The sequence below is a fragment of the Nocardioides sp. genome (assembly GCF_047607365.1).
Lineage (GTDB): Bacteria > Actinomycetota > Actinomycetes > Propionibacteriales > Nocardioidaceae > Nocardioides.
Window position 1 is genome coordinate 1 of record NZ_JASGDD010000143.1, and the last position, 20,564, is coordinate 20,564.

Below are 20,564 nucleotides of genomic sequence, written 5' to 3' on the forward strand. Positions count from 1 at the left end.
GGCGTCGGCGGCGGCGTGAGCAGGGACCCGCGCCGGTCCGCGGTGATCGCGGGCGCGCTGGCCGCCATCGAGGAGGAGGGCCCCGACGTCGGCCTGGCCTCGATCGCGCGGCGGGCCGGGCTGCAGCGGCCCAACGTCTACCGGGTCTTCCCGAGCAAGGACGACCTCGACCGCGAGGTCGCGCTGACCGCCGCGATCCAGCTGGCCGACGTCGTACGGCCGCACCTGACCGACAGCGGGACGATGACCCAGATCGCCCGGTCGGTGATCGCGTCCGGCATGGAATGGGCCGCCGAGCATCCGCACCTCTACCGCTTCGTGGCGGCGCACCAGCAGGAGTCCGGGCGGGCCAGCTTCCTCGCCGAGATGGTCGAGGCGGTGCGCGCCTACGTGCGCGCGAGCGGGATGGCCATCGAGGTCTCCGACGGCGCGCTGGCGCCGCTGATGGCGATGGTCGACGTGGGGATCGTGTGGTGGCTCGACCACGGCGACGAGCCGAAGGAGGCGGTCACCGACCGCCTCGCGCGCCACGTCGCCCTCTGCCTGCGCGACATCGCCGCCGAGCTCGGCCTGGAGATCCCCGGGGACATGGTCTTCGCGCCCGCCGCGCTCGCCCGGGCCGGGTCCGCTCCCGCGGGCTGAGTCAGAGCGAGGGCAGCGAGGCCGCGAGGATCCAGATCGCGGCGCCGACGACCGCCAGCAGCCCCGCGTCGAAGAGCCGGCTGCGGACGGCGAGCATCCCCGCGTCCCGCTTGGGGAGGACGAGCCGGAGCAGCGCCGCCACGACGAGGGCGAGCGCAAGGCCCTGGACGCCGAGCCGCCAGTGGCCCAGCGCGGCCACGGTGATCGCGCCCATCGCGAAGACGAGGATGGCGATGTAGAAGCCGCCTCCGATCGTCGACGGATAGCGGCGCTCCTCGCTCTCCTCCTCCTGCGGCGACGGGCTCTCCACGAGCGTCACGCCAGGGACTTCTCGGCGGCGAGCACGACGTTCTGGAGCAGCATCGCGCGGGTCATCGGGCCGACGCCGCCAGGGTTGGGCGAGACCCAGCCGGCGACGTCCCAGACGTCGGGGGCGAGGTCGCCGGCCACCTTGCCGTCGACCCTGCTCACGCCGACGTCCAGGAGCGCCGCTCCCGGCTTGACCATGTCGGCGGTGATGAGGCCCGGGACGCCGGCGGCGGCGATGACGACGTCCGCCGATCGGGTGTGCTCCGCGAGGTCACGAGTGCCGGTGTGGCACAGCGTCGCCGTCGCGTTCTCGCTCCGCCTGGTGAGCAGCAGGCCCAGCGGCCGGCCGACGGTGAGGCCGCGACCGACGACGACCACCTCGGCCCCGTCGAGCTCGATCCCGTGCCGGCGCAGCAGCTCCAGGCACCCGACCGGGGTGCAGGGAAGCGGACCGCTCTCCCCCAGCACCAGCTTGCCGAGGTTGACGGGGTGGAGGCCGTCGACGTCCTTGTCGGGGTCGACCCGGGAGAGCAGTGCGAACTCGTCGAGTCCGGTGGGCTGCTGCACGAGAAACCCCGTGCAGGCCGGGTCGGCGTTGAGACGGTCGATCTCGGCCTCGACCTCGGCCTGGGTCGCGCCGGCCGGAAGGTCCACCCTGATGGACTCGATGCCGATCTCGGCACAGTCCCTGTGCTTGGCCCCGACGTACCAGTGCGAGCCGGGGTCGTCTCCCACGAGCACCGTGCCCAGGCCGGGGGTGACGCCCCGGGCCCTGAGCGCCGCGATCCGGTCGATCAGCTCAGCCTTGATCGTCCTGAGCGTCGCGGTGCCGTCGAGCTTCTGTGCTGTCACGTCGTCTTCTCCTGGTCGGCTAGCAGCCTGTAGAGCTCCGGGAGCGCCTCGGCGTCCTTGTGACGCCCCGCTGCCTCTTTCGAGCGGATGATGAGTGGATGATGTCGGCAAGGCTCGCCACGACCACGTGAACCCCGGCAACCTCGACTTCCGCGAGGATCGACTCGGCATCGAGGTCCCTCATGAGATCCGCCGCGCCTTCGCGAAGAAGTCGTCCTGAGTTGCCATCGCTCGGGCGTGCCGCTCGGGGTCGGCCTCCATGCGTTGGTCGAGGACGAGGTCGTGGTCGTCGAACTCCTCGAGACGAGCACGCACCTCGTAGCCCAAGGCATGGAGGATCAACGCGAGCATGGGATAGGACGGCTGCATGGTGCCGGACTCGATGCGAGCGATCGTCGAGTGAGGCACACCCGCCCGAGCGGCAGCCTCCCGCTGACTCACGTCGGCCTTGATCCGGGCCAGCTTCACTTGGTTGCCCGCCCAGTGCTCGATGTTGCGCGCGGTCGTCGGACCAACAGCCTCTCGCAGACGCTCGTGCAGACCCATGAGTCGATGGTAGCAGATCCGCTATCAGTGGAAGAAGTGGCGGGTGCCGGTGAGGTACATCGTGACGCCCGCCGCCTGGCACGCCTCGACGGTGAGCTGGTCGCGCACCGAGCCGCCCGGCTGGACGATCGCCTTCACACCGGCGTCGATGAGGATCTGGGGACCGTCCTCGAAGGGGAAGAAGGCATCGCTCGCCGCCACCGACCCGCGGGCCCGCTCCTCGCCCTCCACCAGCGTGTTCGCGCGCTCGACGGCCAGGCGGCAGGAGTCCACCCGGTTGACCTGGCCCATGCCGATGCCCACCGCTCCCCCGTCGCGGGCGAGCAGGATGGCGTTCGACTTCGCCGCGCGGCAGGCCTTCCAGGCGAACGCCAGGTCGGCGAGCGTCGCCTCGTCGGCCGCCTCACCCGTCGCCAGCGTCCAGGCCGACGGGTCGTCGCCGGGGGCGTCGACGTGGTCGACCTGCTGCATCAGCAGGCCGCCCGAGATCGGCCGGGTCTCGACCGGGCTCCCTCCGTGCGCGTCCGCGACGAGGATGCGGATGTTCTTCTTCGCCTGGAGGATCTCCACCGCCCCGTCCTCGTACGCCGGGGCGACGATCACCTCGGTGAAGACCTCGGCCACCTGCCGGGCCATCTCCACCGACACCGGACGGTTGGCCGCGATCACGCCGCCGAACGCGGAGACCGGGTCGCAGGCGTGCGCCTTGGCGTGGGCCTCGGCGATCGTCGCCCCCACGGCGATGCCGCACGGGTTGGCGTGCTTGATGATCGCCACGGCGGGCTCGGCGAAGTCGTCGGCGGCGCGGCGGGCGGCGTCGGTGTCGACGTAGTTGTTGTAGGACATCTCCTTGCCGTGCAGCTGCTCGGCCTGCGCCAGGCCGGGCGCTCCGAATCCGTTGAGATACAGCGCCGCCCGCTGGTGCGGGTTCTCGCCGTAGCGCAGCACGGCGGCCTTGTCGTAGGTGCCGCCGATCCATGCCGGGAACCCGGTCCCCTCGGAGGAGTCGGTGAGGACCGAGCCGCACCAGGACGCCACCCCGACGTCGTACGTCGCGGTGTGGACGAACGCCTTGGCCGCGAGCGCCTTGCGCTCCTCGTAGGTGAACCCGTCGCCCTGCGCGGCGGCGAGCGCCCGGCCGTAGTCGGCGCCGTCGGTGATCACCGCGACCGAGGGGTGGTTCTTGGCGGCGGCACGGACCATCGAGGGGCCGCCGATGTCGATCTTCTCGATGATCTCCTCGACCGTGCCGCCGGCGGCGACGGTGGCGGCGAACGGGTAGAGGTTGACCACGACGAGGTCGAAGGGCTCGACCTCGAGCTCGGCCAGCTGGGCCTCGTGCTCCGGCAGGCGGCGGTCGGCCAGGATGCCGGCGTGGACGCGCGGGTGCAGCGTCTTCACCCGGCCGTCGAGGCACTCGGGGAAGCCGGTGAGCTCCTCGACCTTCGTCACGGACAGGCCGAGCGACTCGATCAGGGCGGCCGAGCCGCCGGTCGAGACCAGCTCCACGCCGGCGTCCGCGAGGCCGCGGACGAGCTCCTCGAGGCCGGTCTTGTCGAAGACGCTGATCAGCGCCCGCTTGATCTCGATGGTGTCCTGCTGCCCAGCCACGCCGTCTCCTCGGTCGATCGGTCGATCTCGACGAGGGGCACCCAGGCGGACGATGCCGGTCTCACAACACTCCCCGGTGGTCGCCCACCCGCGCCAGTCGTGTGCGGTCAGTCTAGGGCGTGAGAGTCCGACGCCCCGAAACGAACCCGCCGTCCGGACACCGTGATCCCCTCGCGCGCGATCCGGCCGACCGACTCGACCAGCATCGCGCGCTCGACGACCTTGATCCGCTCGTGCAGCGACACGACGTCGTCGTCGTCCTCGACGGGCACGGCGACCTGGCTGACGATGGCGCCAGTGTCCACGCCCGCGTCCACGACGAACAGGGTCGCACCCGTGACCTTGACGCCGTAGGCCAGTGCGTCCGCGGGGCCGTGCGCTCCCGGGAAGCTCGGCGAGAGGGCGGGATGCGTGTTCAGCGTCCGCCCGCCGTACGCCGTCAGGAAGGGCTCGCCGACGAGCTTCATGAAGCCCGCGAGCACGATCAGCTCGGGCTCGTGCACGGCGATCGCGGCCGTGAGGGCGGCGTCCCACTCCTCGCGGGTGGCATGGTCGCGCAGACGGGTGACGAAGGTGGGGATGCCGGCGGCCTCCGCGCGCACGATGCCGAGCGTCCCCTCGCGATCGGCGCCCACGGCGACGATCTCGACGCCGTACGCCGGGTCCGCGCTGGCGTCGATCAGGGCCTGGAGGTTGGAGCCGGTGCCGGAGACGAGGACGACGACGCGCACGGCCGGGACCCTACCGCTGGCGGCGTCGCTGCCACCACGTCGTCGCCGCGCCGGCGAGGAGCCCGCCGGCGCCCATGGCGACGATCGCCCGGACCATCGAGTCGAGCGCGTGCGGCGCGAGGTCGGACATCCGGCCCGGACCGAGCGCGCCGCCGGACCAGTGCCCGAGGAGGCCGACGAGGATGCCGGCGCCGACGCCGCCGGCGAGGCCGCGGACCAGCCCCTCGTCCCAGCGGGTGGTGGGATACCGGCGCTGGACCCGGACGACCGCGACGACCGCGACCAGCCCGGCGAGCAGGACCAGCCACGGGGTCCACCCGGGCTGGGGCCCGGCGTCGGGCAGCGCCGCGAAGAGGGGGAACATCGGCAGCGGGCCGAGCACCACGCCCGCCGGCGCGACCAGCGTGCCGGTGCCGACGGTGAAGCCGGGCCCGAGGAGGTAGGCGCCGGAGAACCCCAGGGCGTTGGGCGCGACCAGCAGCGTGGCCAGCGCGTAGAGGCCGCTGTCGGTGCCGTTGGTGCCGAGCTGGGACATCACGTTGGCGGCGGTGGAGAAGTCGAGGATCAGGGCGGCCAGCAACGCCACCGCGGAGACGAGGAGCCAGCCGGCGAAGACCTGCCATGCGGTGCGGACGGCGGCCCGGATCGTGGCGGGGACGAGCAGCAGCCAGATCGCCGCGCGGCCCGAGCCCACCGCGATGCCCGAGCCGCCGGCGAGGAGGGCCAGCAGGAGGCCGTGCAGGGTCGCGGCGGTGACGTCCATGCCCAGCTCGGGGGTGGCGGTCACGGCACCGACGACGGCCACGGTGACGGCGTACGTCAGGGAGAAGAGGCCGACGGCGATGGGGACCGTCCAGTCGCGCTCGCCGTCGGCGATCCGGTCGGCGTCGGGACCGTGGCCGGAGATCGAGTCCCCGACGCGGTGGCCCGCGCGCCACAGCGACCACGCGACGACGGCGGTGAGGCCCAGCGGGACGATCGTGACGAGGCTGCCCGCGATCTGGATGCCCGAGCCCTGGGCGACGAGCCAGGCCGCCGCGCCGACGCGGACGGCGCCGCCGGGGCGGCCGTAGCTGCCCGAGTCGGTGAGGAACCACCCGACGATCGCCACCGCGGCCAGGACCGCCAGCAGCGCCGCCGCCGCGCCCACGCCGCCGAGCACCGCGACCAGCGCCAGCGGCCGGCGGTGGCGCAGGTCGGCGGCGACCTCGGCCGAGGAGCGCGAGCCGCGTCGGGTGTCGAGGGGCGGGAGCAGGGAGGTCATCTCCCCCATCGGATCACGTCGGCGCACTCCGGCAGGGGACGGCACGCCGGGCCGCTCCGGGTTCACTGCGGGTAACGTGTCCTTGCTCATGAGGACCTCCACGTCGACCCGGGTCGACATCGCCGCCTTCGAGACGTTCTACAAGGACGTCCGCGGTCGGCTGCTGCTCCAGGCGTGGGCGCTCACCGGCGACCTGCCGGCGGCGCAGAAGGCGGTGCGCGACGGCCTGGTCGTCGCCTGGCACCACTGGCGCAAGGTCAGCCGGCTCGACGACCCCGAGTCCTACGTCCGGCCGGTGGCGTGGACGCGCGCGCAGCGACGCGCCACGGCCCGCCCCTTCCACCGCGAGCGCGGCATCGACGACGGCATCCGCGCCACGCTCGCCGCGCTGCACAAGCTCCCCCTGCTCCAGCGCCGGGCGCTGCTGCTCGCCCACCTGACCACGCTGCCGCTCGACCAGCTGGCCCGCGAGGTCGGCGTCCCCCAGGCCCGGGCGGAGCGCGAGCTGCAGACCGCCACCGCCGAGTTCGCCCGCGAGCGGGGCGTCTCCGCGACCGAGATCCTGCGGCTCTTCGAGCCCATGGCGGCGGAGCTGCGCGAGGTCCGCTGGCCGCGCGCGACCATCCTCACCCGGGCCGGATCGGGGCGCCGCCGCCTGCACACGGCGATCGGAGGGGCCGTCGCGCTCGCGGCCTTCGTCGGCTCGGGCGTCGTCGCGACCGACGCCGACGGCTCGCGACCGGGGCTCGACACGCTCACCCTCCGCACGCCGTCGCAGACCACGCCGTCGCAGGCGACCGGCTACCCGCTGACGGTCGGCGACCTGCTGAGCGAGGGCATCGTCACCAACGAGCTGCCCGGCGAGTGGACGACCGAGCTCACTTCCGACAACAGGGGCGGCGACGGCCTGGTCCTGCCCTGCCAGCGGCAGCGCTTCGCCGACCGGGACGCCCTGGCCGCCTTCATGCGCACGCTCACCTCGACCGACGTGCGCACCGTGGGCCAGGCCATCGAGGTCTCCGCGACCGCGGAGGCCGCGCACGCCACCTGGCAGTCCTCCCTCAGCTGGTACGCCGGGTGCAGCGAGTCCCGCGTCCAGCTGATGAGCACCCGGAGGGTCACCGGGATCGGCGACGAGGCCGACCTCGTCGTCCTGCGCGACTGGAACGACCCGCAGCGCACCATCGTCGCCGGCGTCGCCCGCACCGGCGTCCTGACCACCACCGTGGTGACGGCCGAGCCGGGCAGCGGGAGCCACCCGGTCGCCGACAACACCGATCTCCTCAGCCTCGCCGTCACCAAGCTCTGCTCGCTCCCCCAGGCGGGCGCCTGCGCCGGCGACGCGAAGGTGACCTCGATCAATCCCATCGCCACCGGGAAGAACCCCGCGATGCTGGGCACGGTGGACCTGCCGCCGGTGGCCGGCGTGAGCAAGCCCTGGAACGCGACCGATCCGGTCGCGGCCACCACCAACATCGCCGCCACGCGGTGCGACTCCTCGGTCTTCCACGGCAAGGGCATCACCGGCGACCTCACCCGGTCGTTCCTCATCCCGGAGGACACCGACCTCCCCGCGCAGTTCGGCCTGACCGAGACGATCGGCACGTGGGGCAGCGTCAAGGCGGCCACGACGTTCACCCAGGGCGTGGCCGACAAGCTCGCCGGCTGCTCCAAGACCGACCTCGGCACCGAGGTCGACGAGATCGACTCCAGCACGACGAAGTCGGCCGACATCACCGCCTGGCGGGTCACCACCGACATCTCCGACAACCGCTCGGTGGTCTACCTCATGGCGATCGTCCGCACCGGCGCCCACGTCGCCCAGCTCGGCTTCGTGCCCGACGGCTCCCACACCATCGCCGAGGGCGACTTCGTCGAGCTCGCCCACCGGGCCGCCGAGCGCCTCACCACCCTCGGCTGACCGCCGGCCCCCGGGGCCTGATCCGCGAGAATGTCGTGACGGGCGTGCAACCACACGCCGTGCTCGTGGCGTATACCGGGTGACAGACCACCCTCGCCTCTCCGGGAAGGCCCATGGACGCCGACGAGTTCGACGAGTTCTACCTCGCGACCTACCCACGCCTGGTGGGCCAGCTGATCGCCCTCACCGGCGTGCGGACCGAGTCCGAGGAGTGTGTGCAGGAGGCGTTCATCCGCGCCTGGCAGCACCGCGGCCGGCTGGACCGCAACGGGCAGCCCGAGGCGTGGGTGCGCACGACGGCCTTCCGCCTGGCCACCTCTCGCTTCCGGCGTACGGCGAGGCGCCGGCGCCTCGACGGCGCCCTCACCCCTCCGGCGCCCGTGCCGGGACTCAGCGAGGACCACGTCGCGCTCGTGGACGCGCTGGCCAAGCTCCCCGAGGACCAGCGCGTGGCCATCGTGCTGCACCACCTCGCCGACCTCCCGGTCGCGACGGTCGCCGCGGAGACCAACGCGCCCGTCGGGACGGTCAAGGCGAGGCTCTCGCGCGGCCGGGCCGCGCTCGCCGCCCTGCTCGACACGACCATCGACGACCCGGAGGTACGTCATGCCTGACCTCTTCGACGGCTACCGCGTCGATGCCCTGCCACCGGCTCCCGCCCCACTCCGCCGCGAGGGCGACCGGCGCCGTCGGCGTACGCGGGTGATCGTGGCCGGCGCCGCCACCGCCCTCGTCCTGGCCGTCGCCGCCCCGCTCGCGCTGAGGCTCGGCGGTGACGACCTCAGCGGCCCCGATCCGGCCGGGCCCGACCCGACGACGCACGGGAGCGGCCCCTCGGTCGGCGAGAGCCTGCCGCAGGTCGGCGACTTCGTGGAGTACGGCGAGACCAGCTCGCCCTGGAAGACCTCCAGCTCGAGTGAGATCGTCCAGCTCCTGGGCGACCCGTGCGGTGTCACGCTCCCGGTCGATCGCCCCGGCGCCGTGGCCACGATCAACCAGACCTACGCCGACGACGAGTACGGCCAGCACGTCGGGGCCGCGGCCTCCGCGACGCAGTTCGAGACGGCCGGGCAGGCGAGGACGGCCTACACCTCGATCGCGCAGGCGTACGCGGACTGCTCGGCCGCCCTGACCTCGGCCGGGGAGACCAACGTGTCGGAGACCGAGACGACCGACGTCGAGCTCGGCGACGCGGCCTCCGCGGGCAGGGCCGCCCGGACCTTCTTCACCACGTACGACGCCCCGCCGGACGACCACGCGATGATGGAGCTCCAGAACTCCGTCGCGCTCGACGGCGACCGCGTCCTCCTGGTCAGCATCCCGCGGGAGGGACAGGACTACTGGACCGACCTGGCCGACTCGATGCCGAGCATCCTCAACCGGTTCCTTGGCGAGACGGCGGTGCCCGACGCCGTCCTCTACGACTACCAGCTCGGCTACGTCCGCCTCGGCGAGAGCGCGAAGGAGCTCGCGGCCGCCGGCGTGGACCAGTCCATCGCCTGCGTGGAGAAGGGCAAGGGAGTGACGGCGATCCACCTGCCCGCGAAGACGGCCACGACGTCGGGACTGCGTGCCGGAGACCCGGTCAGCCGGATCGCCGAGGCGAAGGACCCGACCGTCACCGAGGACGTCGAGCAGCCGGCGCCCACGGAGAATGCCGACGGCTCGTGGACCGTCGAGACCCCCACCGGCGACGGCAGCGCCTACCACGTGGCCGTCGAGGGCGACGTGATCGCCTCGATCACGTTGCGCGCGAAGGACTCCACCTGCGGCTGACCCGCTGGGGCATGGCTCCTTCCCCGGCCGAAGCGCATTCCGCGGTGTCCGCGCCCGGTCCGGCGAGGCGGAGGCGCCGGTGAGTAAGGAGACATGCCCTGGACGTCGTACGCCCCGGTCGCCGGAGCGACCAGGGCGTACGACGTTGCAGATGAAGCTCAGAGCCTCTCGAGGATCTCCCTCGCCAACGCCGCCGTCTCCGACGGCGTCTTGCCAACCTTGACGCCGACGGCCTCGAGGGCCTCCTTCTTGGCGGCGGCGGTGCCGGCGGAGCCGGAGACGATGGCGCCGGCGTGGCCCATCGTCTTGCCCTCCGGCGCGGTGAAGCCGGCGACGTAGCCGACGACCGGCTTGGTGATGTTCTCCTTGATGTACGCCGCGGCGCGCTCCTCGGCGTCGCCGCCGATCTCGCCGATCATCACGATGACCGACGTCTCGGGGTCGTCCTCGAACGCCTGGAGGGCGTCGATGTGCGTGGTGCCGATGATCGGGTCGCCGCCGATGCCGATGGCGGTGGAGAAGCCGAAGTCCTTCAGCTCGTACATCATCTGGTAGGTCAGCGTGCCCGACTTCGACACGAGGCCGACCGGGCCCTTGCCCGTGATGGTGTGCGGCGTGATGCCGGCCAGCGACTCGCCCGGCGTGATGATGCCGGGACAGTTCGGGCCGATCATGCGGGTCTTCTTGCCCTGCAGGTAGGACCAGACCTCGGCCGTGTCCTGCACCGGGACGCCCTCGGTGATGACGACGAGCAGCGGGATCTCCGCGTCGATCGCCTCGATCGCCGCGGCCTTCGTGAAGGCCGGCGGGACGAAGGCGACGGAGACGTCGGCGCCGGTCTTCTCGATCGCCTCGGCGACGGTCGCGAAGACGGGGAGCTCGACGTCGTTGCCGTCGTGGTCCTTGTGGGTCACGGTCGTGCCGGCCTTGCGGGCGTTGACGCCGCCGACGATCTGCGCGCCGGAGTCGACCATCAGGGCGGTGTGCTTGGCGCCCATCCCGCCGGTGATGCCCTGGACGATGACCTTGCTGTCCTTGTTGAGGTAGATGCTCATTTTCTCTCTCAGTCCCTCGGCGCTCAGGCGTTCGCCAGCTCGGCGGCCTTGTCGGCGCCGCCGTCCATGGTGTCGACGACGGTCACGAGCGGGTGGTTCAGCTCGGTGAGGATCGCGCGGCCCTTGTCGACGTTGTTGCCGTCGAGGCGGACGACGAGCGGCTTGGTCGCGTTGTCGCCGAGGATCTCCAGGGCGCCCTTGATGCCGTTGGCGACCTCGTCGCAGGCGGTGATGCCGCCGAAGACGTTGACGAAGACGCTCTTGACCTGCGGGTCGTTGAGGATCACGTCGAGGCCGTTGGCCATGACCTGCGCGTTGGCGCCGCCGCCGATGTCGAGGAAGTTGGCCGGCTTGACGCCGCCGTGGTCCTCGCCGGCGTACGCGACGACGTCGAGGGTCGACATGACGAGGCCCGCGCCGTTGCCGATGATGCCGACCTGGCCGTCGAGCTTGACGTAGTTGAGGCCGAGGTCCTTGGCCTTCGCCTCGAGCGGGTCGGCCTCCTCGCGGATCTCGAACTCCTCGTGCTCGGGGTGGCGGACCTCGGAGGCGTTGTCGTCCAGGGAGACCTTGCCGTCGAGCGCCTCGAGCCTGTCGCCGGCGAGCCGCGCGAGCGGGTTGACCTCGACGAGCGTGGCGTCCTCCTCCACGAAGACCTGGTAGAGCGACTGGATCATCGCGACGGCCTGCTCGAAGACGAGCTCCGGGAAGGCGGCGGCGGTGGCGATCTCGCGGGCCTTGGCCTCGTCGACGCCCGCGCCGGGGTCGATGCCGATCTTCTGGATGGCGTCGGGGTTGGTCTCGGCGACCTCCTCGATCTCGACACCACCCTCGACCGACGCGATGCAGAGGTACTGACGGTTCGAGCGGTCGAGCAGGAAGGAGAAGTAGTACTCCTCCTCCGGCGGGGTGGCCGGCGTCACGAGCACACGGTTGACCGTGAGGCCCTTGATCTCCATGCCCAGGATGTTGCTGGCGTACTCGAACGCCTCGTCGGGGGTCTTGGCCAGCTTCACGCCACCGGCCTTGCCGCGGCCGCCGGCCTTGACCTGGGCCTTGATGACGGTCACGCCACCGATCTCCTCGGCGGCGGCCTTGGCCTCCTCCGCCGTCTCGACCACGGTGCCGAGGGTGGTCGCCACCCCATGCTTGGCGAAGAGCTCCTTCGCCTGGTACTCCATCAGATCCACGGATCCACCACTATCTGTTGTGTCGGATGCGGGCCACGAGCAGGGCGCCAGCCGAGGGCCGCGCCGGAAATGACCCTCCGCGACTCTAGACCTGCGGCACGGGAGCACAAGTACCAGGGGCCGCCTGATCAGCCCCGCGTGACGTACGCCACACCTGGGGCGGACGACGGGATCCGTAGGTATATCGGGCTATTGACCATGGGTTCGATGAGGGATTTGACGCCGTTCTTCCACAACCGCGGCGTGGATCGATTTACATGGGTCCCATGAGGTCGGTTATGGTCCTACCTCGCCGTCTGTCCCCAACCAGCGGAGTTTGAACTGTGGGATCCCACCGCGCCGATGCGTCCGGCCCTGAGCCGACCCCGGTGTCCGTGACCCCGTACGCCGGGAGGCGCGCCCGTCGCGACGTCCCCGTCGAGCAGCCCGCGGCTGTCGCGACGCTCCCCGTGGCCGCCCCCACGATGCTGCCCGCGCCGCGCGAGTCGGTGGAGTGGGAGCTCTTCGCCGCCGAGTCCCCCGAGGACACCGGCGCCCTGCCGTACGCGCTCACCGACGACTTCACCGGCAGCCTGCCGAAGCTGACCGACGAGATGCTCTACGGCAAGCCGGGCACCGACTTCTCCTTCGAGAAGACCGTCGTGATGCCGCGCGCCCACGCGGGCAAGCGCCGCGCGGCGGCCACCCGCACGCGCAGCCCGCTGCTGCGCGGCCTCTCCTCGCTGCCGTCCGTCGTGGGCGTCGCCGTCCTCGCCGTCGCCGGTGTCGGCGCGGCCAGCTCCGGCGGCTCCAGCACGGTCGCGGCGGCAAGTCCGCTGCGGCAGGCAGGCGCCCTGAGCGGCACCACGGCCGTCGCCGTGGTCGGCAGCGCCCGTGAGGCCGGGCTGAGCAGGAGCAGCGACCGCGCCACCGACGTGGACTCGGCGGCCGAGGCGCACAACGCCGCGCTGGCCCAGTTCGCCCAGGACGCGCAGGAGCAGTCGGACAAGCTCAAGGCCGACCAGTGGGGCCTCCCGATCACCGCCGGCGTCTACCACCTCACCGCTCGCTTCGGCGACTGCGGCATCTGGTCGGCCTGCCACACGGGCCTCGACTTCGCCGCCCCGACCGGCACGCCGATCCACGCGGTCGCCAACGGCGTGATCAACTCGACGCAGTACGACGGCGCCTACGGCAACAAGACCGTCGAGACGCTCGAGGACGGCACCGAGCTCTGGTACGCCCACCAGGTGAAGTTCGCGGTCAGCCCCGGCGACTACGTCCACACCGGCCAGGTCATCGGCTACGTCGGCTCGACCGGCCACGTCACCGGCCCGCACGTGCACCTCGAGGTCCGCCCCGGCGGCGGCGACCCGGTCGACCCCTACACCGCCCTCGTCGCCCAGGGCCTGACCCCGTAAGGCTCCCGCCGAGTAGGGCCTCCCGCCGCGCCGAGTGGGGCCTCCCGTCGCGCCGAGTGGGGCCTTGCGTCGGACCGAGTAGGGCCTTGCGCTTGGAGAGGGGCCCATCAACCCCCGCTCGGCCGGCCCCAAGCCCCCACTCACCCGGCGGGGAGGCCCCATTCGGCTAGAGCTTCTCGACGGGGGCGTAGCGGAGCAGCAGACGCTTCACGCCCTCGGAGCCGAAGTCGATGCTGGCGACGGCCTTGTCCGCAGCCCCCTCGACGGTCACGACCGTGCCCATGCCGAAGGTCTGGTGCAGCACCCGGTCGCCGGGGTCGAGCGCCGGGATCTCGCCCGTCTTCTTCGCCCGCGCGGCGGTGTCGGCCTTGAGCGCGGCGCTGCTGAACGCGCGGCGCCCGGCGGCGGTGGGCGCGCCGAAGCCGGCGAAGGCGCCGCCGGGCTCCGAGCGGTCGCCCCACGAGGACTGGCGGCTCCACGAGGTCTGCTCGGGCGCCGTGCGACGCCAGTCGACGAGGTCGACCGGCAACTCGTCGAGGAAGCGCGAGGCGGGGTTGTGCATCGGCGCGCCCCAGGCGCTGCGCACCACGGCCCGTGAGACATAGAGCCGCTCTCGGGCGCGGGTGATGCCGACGTACGCCAGACGGCGCTCCTCCTCGAGCTCACTCGTGTCGCCGAGCGTCCGCGAGTGGGGGAAGACGCCGTCCTCCATGCCGGAGAGGAAGACGACCGGGAACTCCAGGCCCTTGGCGGTGTGCAGCGTCATCAGGGTGACGACGCCGTCGCCGTCCTCGGGGATCGAGTCCGAGTCGGCGACCAGCGCGACCCGCTCGAGGAAGTCGTCGAGCGTCGCCTCCTCCGCCTCGCGCGCGACGGCGACCAGCTCGGCGAGGTTGTCGACACGCGAGGCGTCCTGCGGGTCCTCGGAGGCCTCCAGCTCGGCGAGGTAGCCCGAGCGCTCCAGCACCGACTCGAGGATCACATCGGCCCGCTCGCCGCCGGCGACCATCGACTGGAGCTCCTGCATCAGGTCGACGAAGCCCTTGATGCAGGTGAACGACCGCGTCGCCAGCCCCGGCGCCTCCGACGCGCGGGTGAGCGCCGTCCAGAAGCTGATCGACTCGCGCTCGGCGAGCAGCGAGATCGCCGCGATGGCCCGGTCGCCGATGCCGCGCTTGGGGGTGTTGACGATGCGGCGCAGCGACACCTGGTCGTCGGGGTTGGCCAGTGCGCGCAGGTAGGCCAGCGCGTCGCGCACCTCGCGCCGCTCGTAGAACCGCACGCCCCCGACGACCTTGTAGGGCTGGCCGGTGCGAATGAAGATCTCCTCGAAGACGCGGCTCTGGGCGTTGGTGCGGTAGAAGACGGCCATGTCGCTGGCGGCCAGCCCGTCGTCGACGAGCCGGTCGATCTCGTCGGAGACGAACCGGGCCTCGTCGTGCTCGTCGTCGGCGACGTAGCCCACGATCCGCTCACCGTCGCCGGCGTCGCTCCACAGCCGCTTCGGCTTGCGGCCGGCGTTGCGCTCGATCACCGCGTTGGCGGCGGTGAGGATCGTCTGGGTCGAGCGGTAGTTCTGCTCCAGCAGGATCGTGCTCGCGTCGGGGAAGTCCTGCTCGAAGTCGAGGATGTTGCGGATGTTGGCGCCACGGAAGGCGTAGATCGACTGGTCGGCGTCGCCGACCACCATCAGCTCTGCGCCGGGCACCTCGTTGTCGTTCGCCTCCCGCATCTCGAGGTGCCCAGGGTTGGCGCAGAGCTCGGCGATCAAGGCGTACTGCGCGTGGTTGGTGTCCTGGTACTCGTCGACCAGCACGTGCCGGAACCGCCGCCGCCACGTCTCACGCACCTCGGGGAACTGCCTGAGCAGGTGGACCGTCGTCATGATGAGATCGTCGAAGTCGAAGGCGTTGGCCTCGCGCAGCCGCCGCTGATAGAGCGCGTACGCCGTGGCGTAGACCTCCTCGACACCATTCTTCGCGTCCTTGGCCGCGTCCTCGGGGTCCCGCAGCTCGTTCTTCTGGTCGCTGATCCAGTTGAGCACCTGCTGAGGCTGGTAGCGCTTCGGGTCGAGGTCGAGGTCGTGAGCCACGAGCGTCATCAGTCGCTTGGAGTCCTGGGCGTCGTAGATCGTGAAGCTGGACTTGCGGCCGAGCTTGTCGACCTCCTGCCGCAGGATCCGGACGCAGGCGGAGTGGAAGGTCGAGACCCACATGATCTTGGCGCGGCCGCCGACGAGGTCGGCGACGCGCTCCTTCATCTCGGCCGCGGCCTTGTTCGTGAACGTGATGGCGAGGATCGAGCCGGGGTGGGCGTGACGCTGGCTGACCAGCCACGCGATCCTCCGGGTGAGGACGCGGGTCTTGCCCGACCCGGCGCCGGCCACGACCAGCAGCGGCGCGCCCTCGTGGACGACGGCGGCCCGCTGCGGCTCGTTGAGCCCCGCGAGCAGGTCGTCGGCGCTCGGGCCCCGCCTGTGCGGCGTCGGCTCGGGCGTGGAGGCGGCGAAGGACTCGAGACCAGGGATGACAGACATGCTGCCGCCCAGCCTAATGAAGCCTACCGACGAATCCCGCTCCGGCGCTCGGCCTTGTCGGCGTACATCCGGGCGTCGGCCTCGGCGAGGGCGATGGTGAGCCCGTCCCCGTCGGCCACGGGGTAGTGGGAGGCGGCGCCGACCGATCCGGGGACGCCCGCCTCGCGCAGCGCGGCGCGGTAGTGCTCCAAGAGGTCCGCGAGCTGCTCCGGCCGGACCCCCTCGGCGTAGACGGCGAACTCGTCGCCCCCGAGGCGCGCGATCGCGTGATGCTCCGACCCGGCTGCCCGCAGGGCGTCGGCGGCACTGCCGAGCAGGAGGTCGCCGGCCTGATGGCCGTGCTCGTCGTTGACCGCCTTGAGGCCGTCGAGGTCGATCATCAGGACCGCGCCGTGGTCGCCGAGCGCGTCCACGCGATGGCGCGCGTCCGCCGCGACCAGGTCCCACCCTCGGCGGTTCATCAGCCCGGTGAGCGGGTCGCTGTTGGCCACGGCCTCGGTCACCAGCGCGGCGCGGCGCTCCTGGGTGGCGGCGCGAACGAGCCCGAGCTGTGCCGACAGCAGGTCGGAGAAGAGGTCCAGCAGCGGGCCGTCGATCTGGTCGGCCTCGTCGAGGGGCTCGACGCCGACGCCGCACAGGGTGCCGAACACCGTGCCGTCGTCGTCGACGATCGGCACGCCGGCGTACGCCTCGACGCCGTGGTCGTGCGCGAGGTCGGCGTAGTGCGGGCTCAGGGCCGCGTGCGCGACGATGTTGGGCGCCCCGTCGAGCATCCGCTTGCAGAAGGTGCGGGTCCACGGCACGCGGGCGCCGACCGCGAGGAAGCCGTCCCCGCCGGGGTCCCCGCTGACGTGCAGATGCACCTGGGCGATCCCGTCGATCCTGCTCACCGACCAGTCCGCGATCGGCGTGTGCGTCCGGAGGTAGTCCACCACGCGCTGAGCCGACGAGGCGAAGGTCTCGAGCTCGGTCACGGCCGTGGCCCCTGCTGTCGGTCCGCTGTCCACCACCATTGCTCCGAGACTAGAAGATGGACCCCGGCAGGTGCGAGAGCAACGCAGGAATTCGGCAACGGAGTTGAATGTTCCAGTGAACATGAGCGACCGCAAGAGCATCGGCTTCCTCTCCTTCGGCCACTGGACGCCGTCGCCGCACTCGGCGACCCGGTCCGCCTCCGACGTCCTGCTCCAGAGCATCGACCTGGCGCAGGCGGCCGAGGAGGTCGGCGCCGACGGCGCGTACTTCCGGGTGCACCACTTCGCCCGTCAGCTCTCCTCGCCGTTCCCGCTGCTGGCCGCCGTCGGGGCGAGGACCTCGCGGATCGAGATCGGCACGGGCGTCATCGACATGCGGTACGAGAACCCGTTCTACATGGTCGAGGACGCCGGCTCCGCCGACCTGATCGCGGGCCACCGGCTCCAGCTCGGCATCTCGCGCGGCTCTCCCGAGCAGGTGATCGACGGCTACCGCTACTTCGGCTACGCGCCCGCGGAGGACGACCCGAGCGGGGCGGCGATGGGCCGACGGCACACCGAGGTGCTCCTGCGACTGCTCGAGGGCGAGGGCTTCGCCCAGCCCAGCCCCCGGCCGATGTTCGCCAACCCGCCGGGCCTGCTGCGCCTCGAGCCGCACTCCGACGGGCTCCGGGACCGGATCTGGTGGGGCTCCGGCTCGGACTCGACGGCGCGCTGGGCCGCCGAGCTCGGGATGAACCTGCAGTCCTCCACGCTGAAGGAGGACGAGTCTGGCGAGCCCTTCCACGTCCAGCAGCGCAAGCAGATCGAGATCTATCGGTCGGCATGGGCGGAGGCTGGCCACGCGCGTACGCCGCGGGTCTCGGTCAGCCGCTCGATCATGCCCATCGTCGACGACGTCGACGCGATGTACTTCGGCGGCGAGGGCGAGAGCCGTGACCAGGTCGGCGTGATCGACGACTTCCGTGCCGTCTTCGGCAGGACGTACGCCGCCGAGCCGGACGTCCTCGTCAAGCAGCTCGCCGACGACGAGGCCATCGCCGCCGCCGACACCCTCCTCCTCACCGTGCCCAACCAGCTCGGCGTGGACTACAACGCCAAGCTCCTGTCGAACATCCTCGAGTACGTCGCCCCCGCCCTCGGCTGGCGCTGATCGTCCGTCAGGATGTGTCCGCGCAGCAATGTCCACGCGGATCCGGCAGCGTCCGCCAACTCGATGAGGAGCAGGGTTTCCGCCATGACGAATCAGTCGCCCGAACCTTCCGCACCTCCGTCCATCCGAGGGCCGCTCATCGCTCTCCTCGTCCTCTTCCTCGGAGGCTGCGTCTGGGGCGTGTGGTCCCGGTGGGAGGATCCGATAGCACCCGGCCAGGTGCTCCTTCACTGGCTGCTGGCGCCCTTCGTCGTGCTCTCCGGCCTGACCGGGACAGCCGCCTCCGTCTTCCCCCTCGGCGAGAGCGCCGGATGGGTTCCGACATGGACGTTTCGCATCGGCGGGGCAGCGACAGCTGCCGCGAACGGATTCCTCCTCGGAAGCGTGACCATCGTCGAGTCCGGCTATGTCGGAATCTTCGGCGTCCTGTGCGCGCTGCTCGTGCTGGGCGTCGATCTCCTCGTGATCTCGAAGCCCGAGAAGTCGTTCGTCTCCCCGTAGACCTCGGCAAGCCCTCCAGCGGTCGTCTCAGTAGGAGCCGTGCGTGGGAGTGACGAAGAGGGCGACGACGAGGTTGACCACGGTCAGACCGGAGACCAGCCAGAAGATCGTGTCGAAGAGCCTGTCCTTCTTGGCGTTGGCCTCCACCAGGCCGACGATCGCGAGGCCCACGACGAGCTTGACGCCGATCTTGGCGTGGTTGACGGGGCCGTCGCCGGACTCCAGCACGCCGACGAGGAGCAGACCCGCGAGGAAGGCGATCCGGGCGCCCCAGACGATGGTCTTCGTGAAGGTCCGCTCGGTCGAGGTGAGCTGGGCGAGCAGGCCACCGGCCAGGGCCGCGAAGGCGAGCAGGTGGGCGGCGAGCAGGACGAGGCGGACGATCTCCATGGCGGAAGTCTCACAGAAGTCGGCGGTCGCTCGCCCAGCGGGTCAGCTCGTGCCGCGAGGAGAGCTGGAGCTTGCGCAGCACCGACGACATGTGGGTCTCGACGGTCTTGATGGAGATGAAGAGCTCCTTCGCGACCTCCTTGTAGGCGTAGCCACGCGCGATCAGGCGCATCACCTCCCGCTCCCGCTCCGAGAGCCGGTCGAGGTCCTCGTCGACGTCGGCGACCGCGATGGTGCCGGCGAACGCGTCGAGGACGAACCCCGCCAGTCGCGGGCTGAACACGGCGTCGCCATCGGCCACCCGCCGGATCGCGTCGACCAGCTCCGGCCCGGTGATGGTCTTGGTGACATAGCCCCGCGCGCCCCCGCGGATCGTGCCGATCACGTCCTCGGCGGCGTCGCTCACCGACAGCGCGAGGAACCTCAGCCCCGCGCCCTGCCCGGCTCGTCGCATCACCTCGACCCCTCCCCCGCCGGGAAGGTGCACGTCCAGCAGTACGACGTCCGGCCGGTGCTCCGCGATCGCCCTCACCGCGGTGTCCACGTCCTCGGCCTCCGCCACGACCGTGACGGCGGCGGGATGCGCGTCCAGCTCGGCGTGCACGCCCCGGCGGAACATGGCGTGGTCGTCGACGATCACGACCGAGATCGGCGTGGACTGGCTCGTGGGCTCGCTCATCGGCTCTCCTCCGGGGACGCTGCGTCGGCGACGGGCGCCACCGGCATGGACAGGTGGACGTTGGCGCCCTCGCCCGGCGTCGACTCGACCGTGGCCTCGCCGCCGTGGCGCCGCATCCGGGCGAGGATGGAGTCGGCCACGCCGTGCCGGTCGGCGGGGACGGCCGCCGGGTCGAACCCGACGCCCCGGTCGCGGACGAACACCTCGGCCCGTCCGGGCGTGACCTCCGCGTAGACCGACACCTGCCCGGCGCCCGAGTGCTTGGCGGCGTTGGTGAGCGCCTCGCGGGTGGCGGCGACCAGCGGTCGAAGAGCCTCGCCGGCCGGCACGTCCCCGACGGTCACGACGTCGACGGCGATGCCGTGGGTGTCCTCGACCTCGGCCGCCACGGCGCGGAGCGCACCGGCCAGCGTGTCCGGGACGGCCGACTCGCCGGCGTACAGCCACGACCGCAGGTCGCGCTCCTGGGCGCGGGCGAGCCGGGCGACGGTGGCGGGGTCGGACGAGGACTTCTGGATCAGGGCGAGGGTCTGGAGGACGGAGTCGTGCAGGTGCGCGGCGACGTCGGCACGCTCCTGGGTGCGGATCCGCTCGTCGCGCTCGGCGCTGAGGTCGCCCGCGAGGCGGACGACCAGGGGCCCGACGATCAGCGCGATCGCCACGAGCACGAGGGCGATCGTGACCAGCAGCCCCAGCAGCGTCGCATGGAGCACGGCCACGTAGACCGCCGCCGCGAGCAGCAGGCCGAGGCCGGCGGCGACCCGCGCCCACGACTGCCAGCCCCGGCCGAAGAGGACCCGGACGGGGTCGATCCGTCCGGCCTGGTCGATCCACCGCTCCCGCTGCGCCTCGTCGGCCTGGCGCCAGATGAGGGCGACGCCGCCGGCGGCGAGCAGCAGCGGCCAGAACACCTGGCCCGTGCCGAAGGCCGCCTGGACGACGAAGACCACACCGAGCCCGAGGGCGAGCAGCGCGATCGCCGGCCCGGCGTCGGCCAGGCGCCGGATGGGTCGCGGGCGGCGGCCGCCGCGGAC

The 20,564-nt window shown here is 72.0% G+C and carries 20 protein-coding genes; 7 read left to right on the forward strand and 13 right to left on the reverse strand.

Going from position 1 to position 20,564, the window contains the following annotated elements; all coding sequences use genetic code 11:
* The coding region (locus QM572_RS11480; RefSeq protein ID WP_415093172.1) for a TetR/AcrR family transcriptional regulator at positions 1 to 642 on the forward strand (642 nt) is incomplete at its 5' end.
* A 1-nt stretch (position 643) separates the two neighbouring features.
* Here QM572_RS11480 and QM572_RS11485 read toward each other — a convergent pair.
* From QM572_RS11485 to QM572_RS11510, 6 genes are all read right to left on the reverse strand, one after another.
* The gene (locus QM572_RS11485; protein ID WP_415093174.1) at positions 644 to 961 is read right to left on the reverse strand and encodes a DUF3017 domain-containing protein; all 318 of its coding nucleotides are present in this window, start codon (positions 959 to 961) and stop codon (positions 644 to 646) included.
* Complete coding sequence (locus QM572_RS11490) at positions 958 to 1,803, reverse strand: bifunctional methylenetetrahydrofolate dehydrogenase/methenyltetrahydrofolate cyclohydrolase (RefSeq protein ID WP_415093176.1); 846 nt, start codon at positions 1,801 to 1,803, stop codon at positions 958 to 960. The genes QM572_RS11485 and QM572_RS11490 overlap by 4 nt, the downstream gene beginning before the upstream one ends.
* 180 nt (positions 1,804 to 1,983) lie before the next feature.
* A complete protein-coding gene (locus tag QM572_RS11495) occupies positions 1,984 to 2,349 on the reverse strand; it encodes a helix-turn-helix domain-containing protein (RefSeq protein WP_415093178.1) in 366 nt (121 codons plus the stop codon).
* Between the two features lie 24 nt (positions 2,350 to 2,373).
* Positions 2,374 to 3,960, reverse strand: coding sequence for a bifunctional phosphoribosylaminoimidazolecarboxamide formyltransferase/IMP cyclohydrolase (gene purH / locus QM572_RS11500; protein ID WP_415093180.1), 1,587 nt, complete (start codon positions 3,958 to 3,960; stop codon positions 2,374 to 2,376).
* A gap of 107 nt (positions 3,961 to 4,067) precedes the next feature.
* Positions 4,068 to 4,691 carry a phosphoribosylglycinamide formyltransferase gene (purN, locus tag QM572_RS11505; protein WP_415093182.1) on the reverse strand — a complete coding sequence of 208 codons (624 nt, stop codon included), beginning with the start codon at positions 4,689 to 4,691 and terminating at the stop codon, positions 4,068 to 4,070.
* 10 nt (positions 4,692 to 4,701) lie between these two features.
* Entirely contained in the window at positions 4,702 to 5,955 is a 1,254-nt protein-coding gene (locus QM572_RS11510; protein ID WP_415093184.1) for a DUF6350 family protein, read from the reverse strand.
* Positions 5,956 to 6,043: 88 nt separating this feature from the next.
* On the opposite strand from QM572_RS11510, the gene QM572_RS11515 reads away from it, so the two are divergent.
* The 3 genes from QM572_RS11515 to QM572_RS11525 all read left to right on the forward strand — a co-directional run bounded on the left by QM572_RS11515 (position 6,044) and on the right by QM572_RS11525 (position 9,652).
* On the forward strand, positions 6,044 to 7,876 hold the full coding sequence (locus QM572_RS11515; protein WP_415093186.1) for a hypothetical protein: 1,833 nt from the start codon (positions 6,044 to 6,046) through the stop codon (positions 7,874 to 7,876).
* 113 nt (positions 7,877 to 7,989) lie between these two features.
* Complete coding sequence (locus QM572_RS11520) at positions 7,990 to 8,490, forward strand: SigE family RNA polymerase sigma factor (RefSeq protein ID WP_415093188.1); 501 nt, start codon at positions 7,990 to 7,992, stop codon at positions 8,488 to 8,490.
* Complete coding sequence (locus tag QM572_RS11525) at positions 8,483 to 9,652, forward strand: hypothetical protein (RefSeq protein ID WP_415093190.1); 1,170 nt, start codon at positions 8,483 to 8,485, stop codon at positions 9,650 to 9,652. The genes QM572_RS11520 and QM572_RS11525 overlap by 8 nt, the downstream gene beginning before the upstream one ends.
* Positions 9,653 to 9,810: 158 nt before the next feature.
* On the opposite strand, the gene sucD is transcribed toward QM572_RS11525, so the two are convergent.
* Together sucD and sucC are read right to left on the reverse strand one after the other, a co-directional pair.
* Positions 9,811 to 10,707: a succinate--CoA ligase subunit alpha gene (gene sucD / locus QM572_RS11530; RefSeq protein WP_415093192.1), complete on the reverse strand. Its 897-nt coding sequence runs from the start codon at positions 10,705 to 10,707 to the stop codon at positions 9,811 to 9,813.
* Positions 10,708 to 10,730: 23 nt separating this feature from the next.
* The gene (sucC, locus tag QM572_RS11535; protein WP_415093194.1) at positions 10,731 to 11,897 is read right to left on the reverse strand and encodes an ADP-forming succinate--CoA ligase subunit beta; all 1,167 of its coding nucleotides are present in this window, start codon (positions 11,895 to 11,897) and stop codon (positions 10,731 to 10,733) included.
* 368 nt (positions 11,898 to 12,265) lie between these two features.
* Here sucC and QM572_RS11540 point away from each other — a divergent pair, with 368 nt between their 5' ends.
* Positions 12,266 to 13,297, forward strand: a complete 1,032-nt coding sequence (locus tag QM572_RS11540) for a M23 family metallopeptidase (RefSeq protein ID WP_415093196.1) — start codon at positions 12,266 to 12,268, stop codon at positions 13,295 to 13,297.
* A gap of 166 nt (positions 13,298 to 13,463) precedes the next feature.
* Here QM572_RS11540 and pcrA read toward each other — a convergent pair whose 3' ends face one another.
* Both pcrA and QM572_RS11550 read right to left on the reverse strand, forming a co-directional pair.
* On the reverse strand, positions 13,464 to 15,833 hold the full coding sequence (gene pcrA, locus QM572_RS11545; RefSeq protein WP_415093198.1) for a DNA helicase PcrA: 2,370 nt from the start codon (positions 15,831 to 15,833) through the stop codon (positions 13,464 to 13,466).
* Positions 15,834 to 15,856: 23 nt separating this feature from the next.
* Positions 15,857 to 16,807 carry a diguanylate cyclase domain-containing protein gene (locus QM572_RS11550; RefSeq protein WP_415093200.1) on the reverse strand — a complete coding sequence of 317 codons (951 nt, stop codon included), beginning with the start codon at positions 16,805 to 16,807 and terminating at the stop codon, positions 15,857 to 15,859.
* A gap of 121 nt (positions 16,808 to 16,928) precedes the next feature.
* Here QM572_RS11550 and QM572_RS11555 point away from each other — a divergent pair, with 121 nt between their 5' ends.
* Together QM572_RS11555 and QM572_RS11560 are read left to right on the forward strand one after the other, a co-directional pair.
* Positions 16,929 to 17,960: an LLM class flavin-dependent oxidoreductase gene (locus QM572_RS11555; RefSeq protein WP_415093202.1), complete on the forward strand. Its 1,032-nt coding sequence runs from the start codon at positions 16,929 to 16,931 to the stop codon at positions 17,958 to 17,960.
* Between the two features lie 84 nt (positions 17,961 to 18,044).
* Positions 18,045 to 18,461: a hypothetical protein gene (locus QM572_RS11560; RefSeq protein ID WP_415093204.1), complete on the forward strand. Its 417-nt coding sequence runs from the start codon at positions 18,045 to 18,047 to the stop codon at positions 18,459 to 18,461.
* A 27-nt stretch (positions 18,462 to 18,488) separates the two neighbouring features.
* Here QM572_RS11560 and QM572_RS11565 read toward each other — a convergent pair whose 3' ends face one another.
* The 3 genes from QM572_RS11565 to QM572_RS11575 all read right to left on the reverse strand — a co-directional run.
* Positions 18,489 to 18,851 carry a hypothetical protein gene (locus tag QM572_RS11565; protein WP_415093206.1) on the reverse strand — a complete coding sequence of 121 codons (363 nt, stop codon included), beginning with the start codon at positions 18,849 to 18,851 and terminating at the stop codon, positions 18,489 to 18,491.
* A gap of 10 nt (positions 18,852 to 18,861) precedes the next feature.
* Entirely contained in the window at positions 18,862 to 19,530 is a 669-nt protein-coding gene (locus QM572_RS11570; protein WP_415093208.1) for a LuxR C-terminal-related transcriptional regulator, read from the reverse strand.
* The coding region (locus tag QM572_RS11575) for a sensor histidine kinase (RefSeq protein WP_415093210.1) at positions 19,527 to 20,564 on the reverse strand (1,038 nt) is incomplete at its 5' end. The genes QM572_RS11570 and QM572_RS11575, both read right to left, overlap by 4 nt.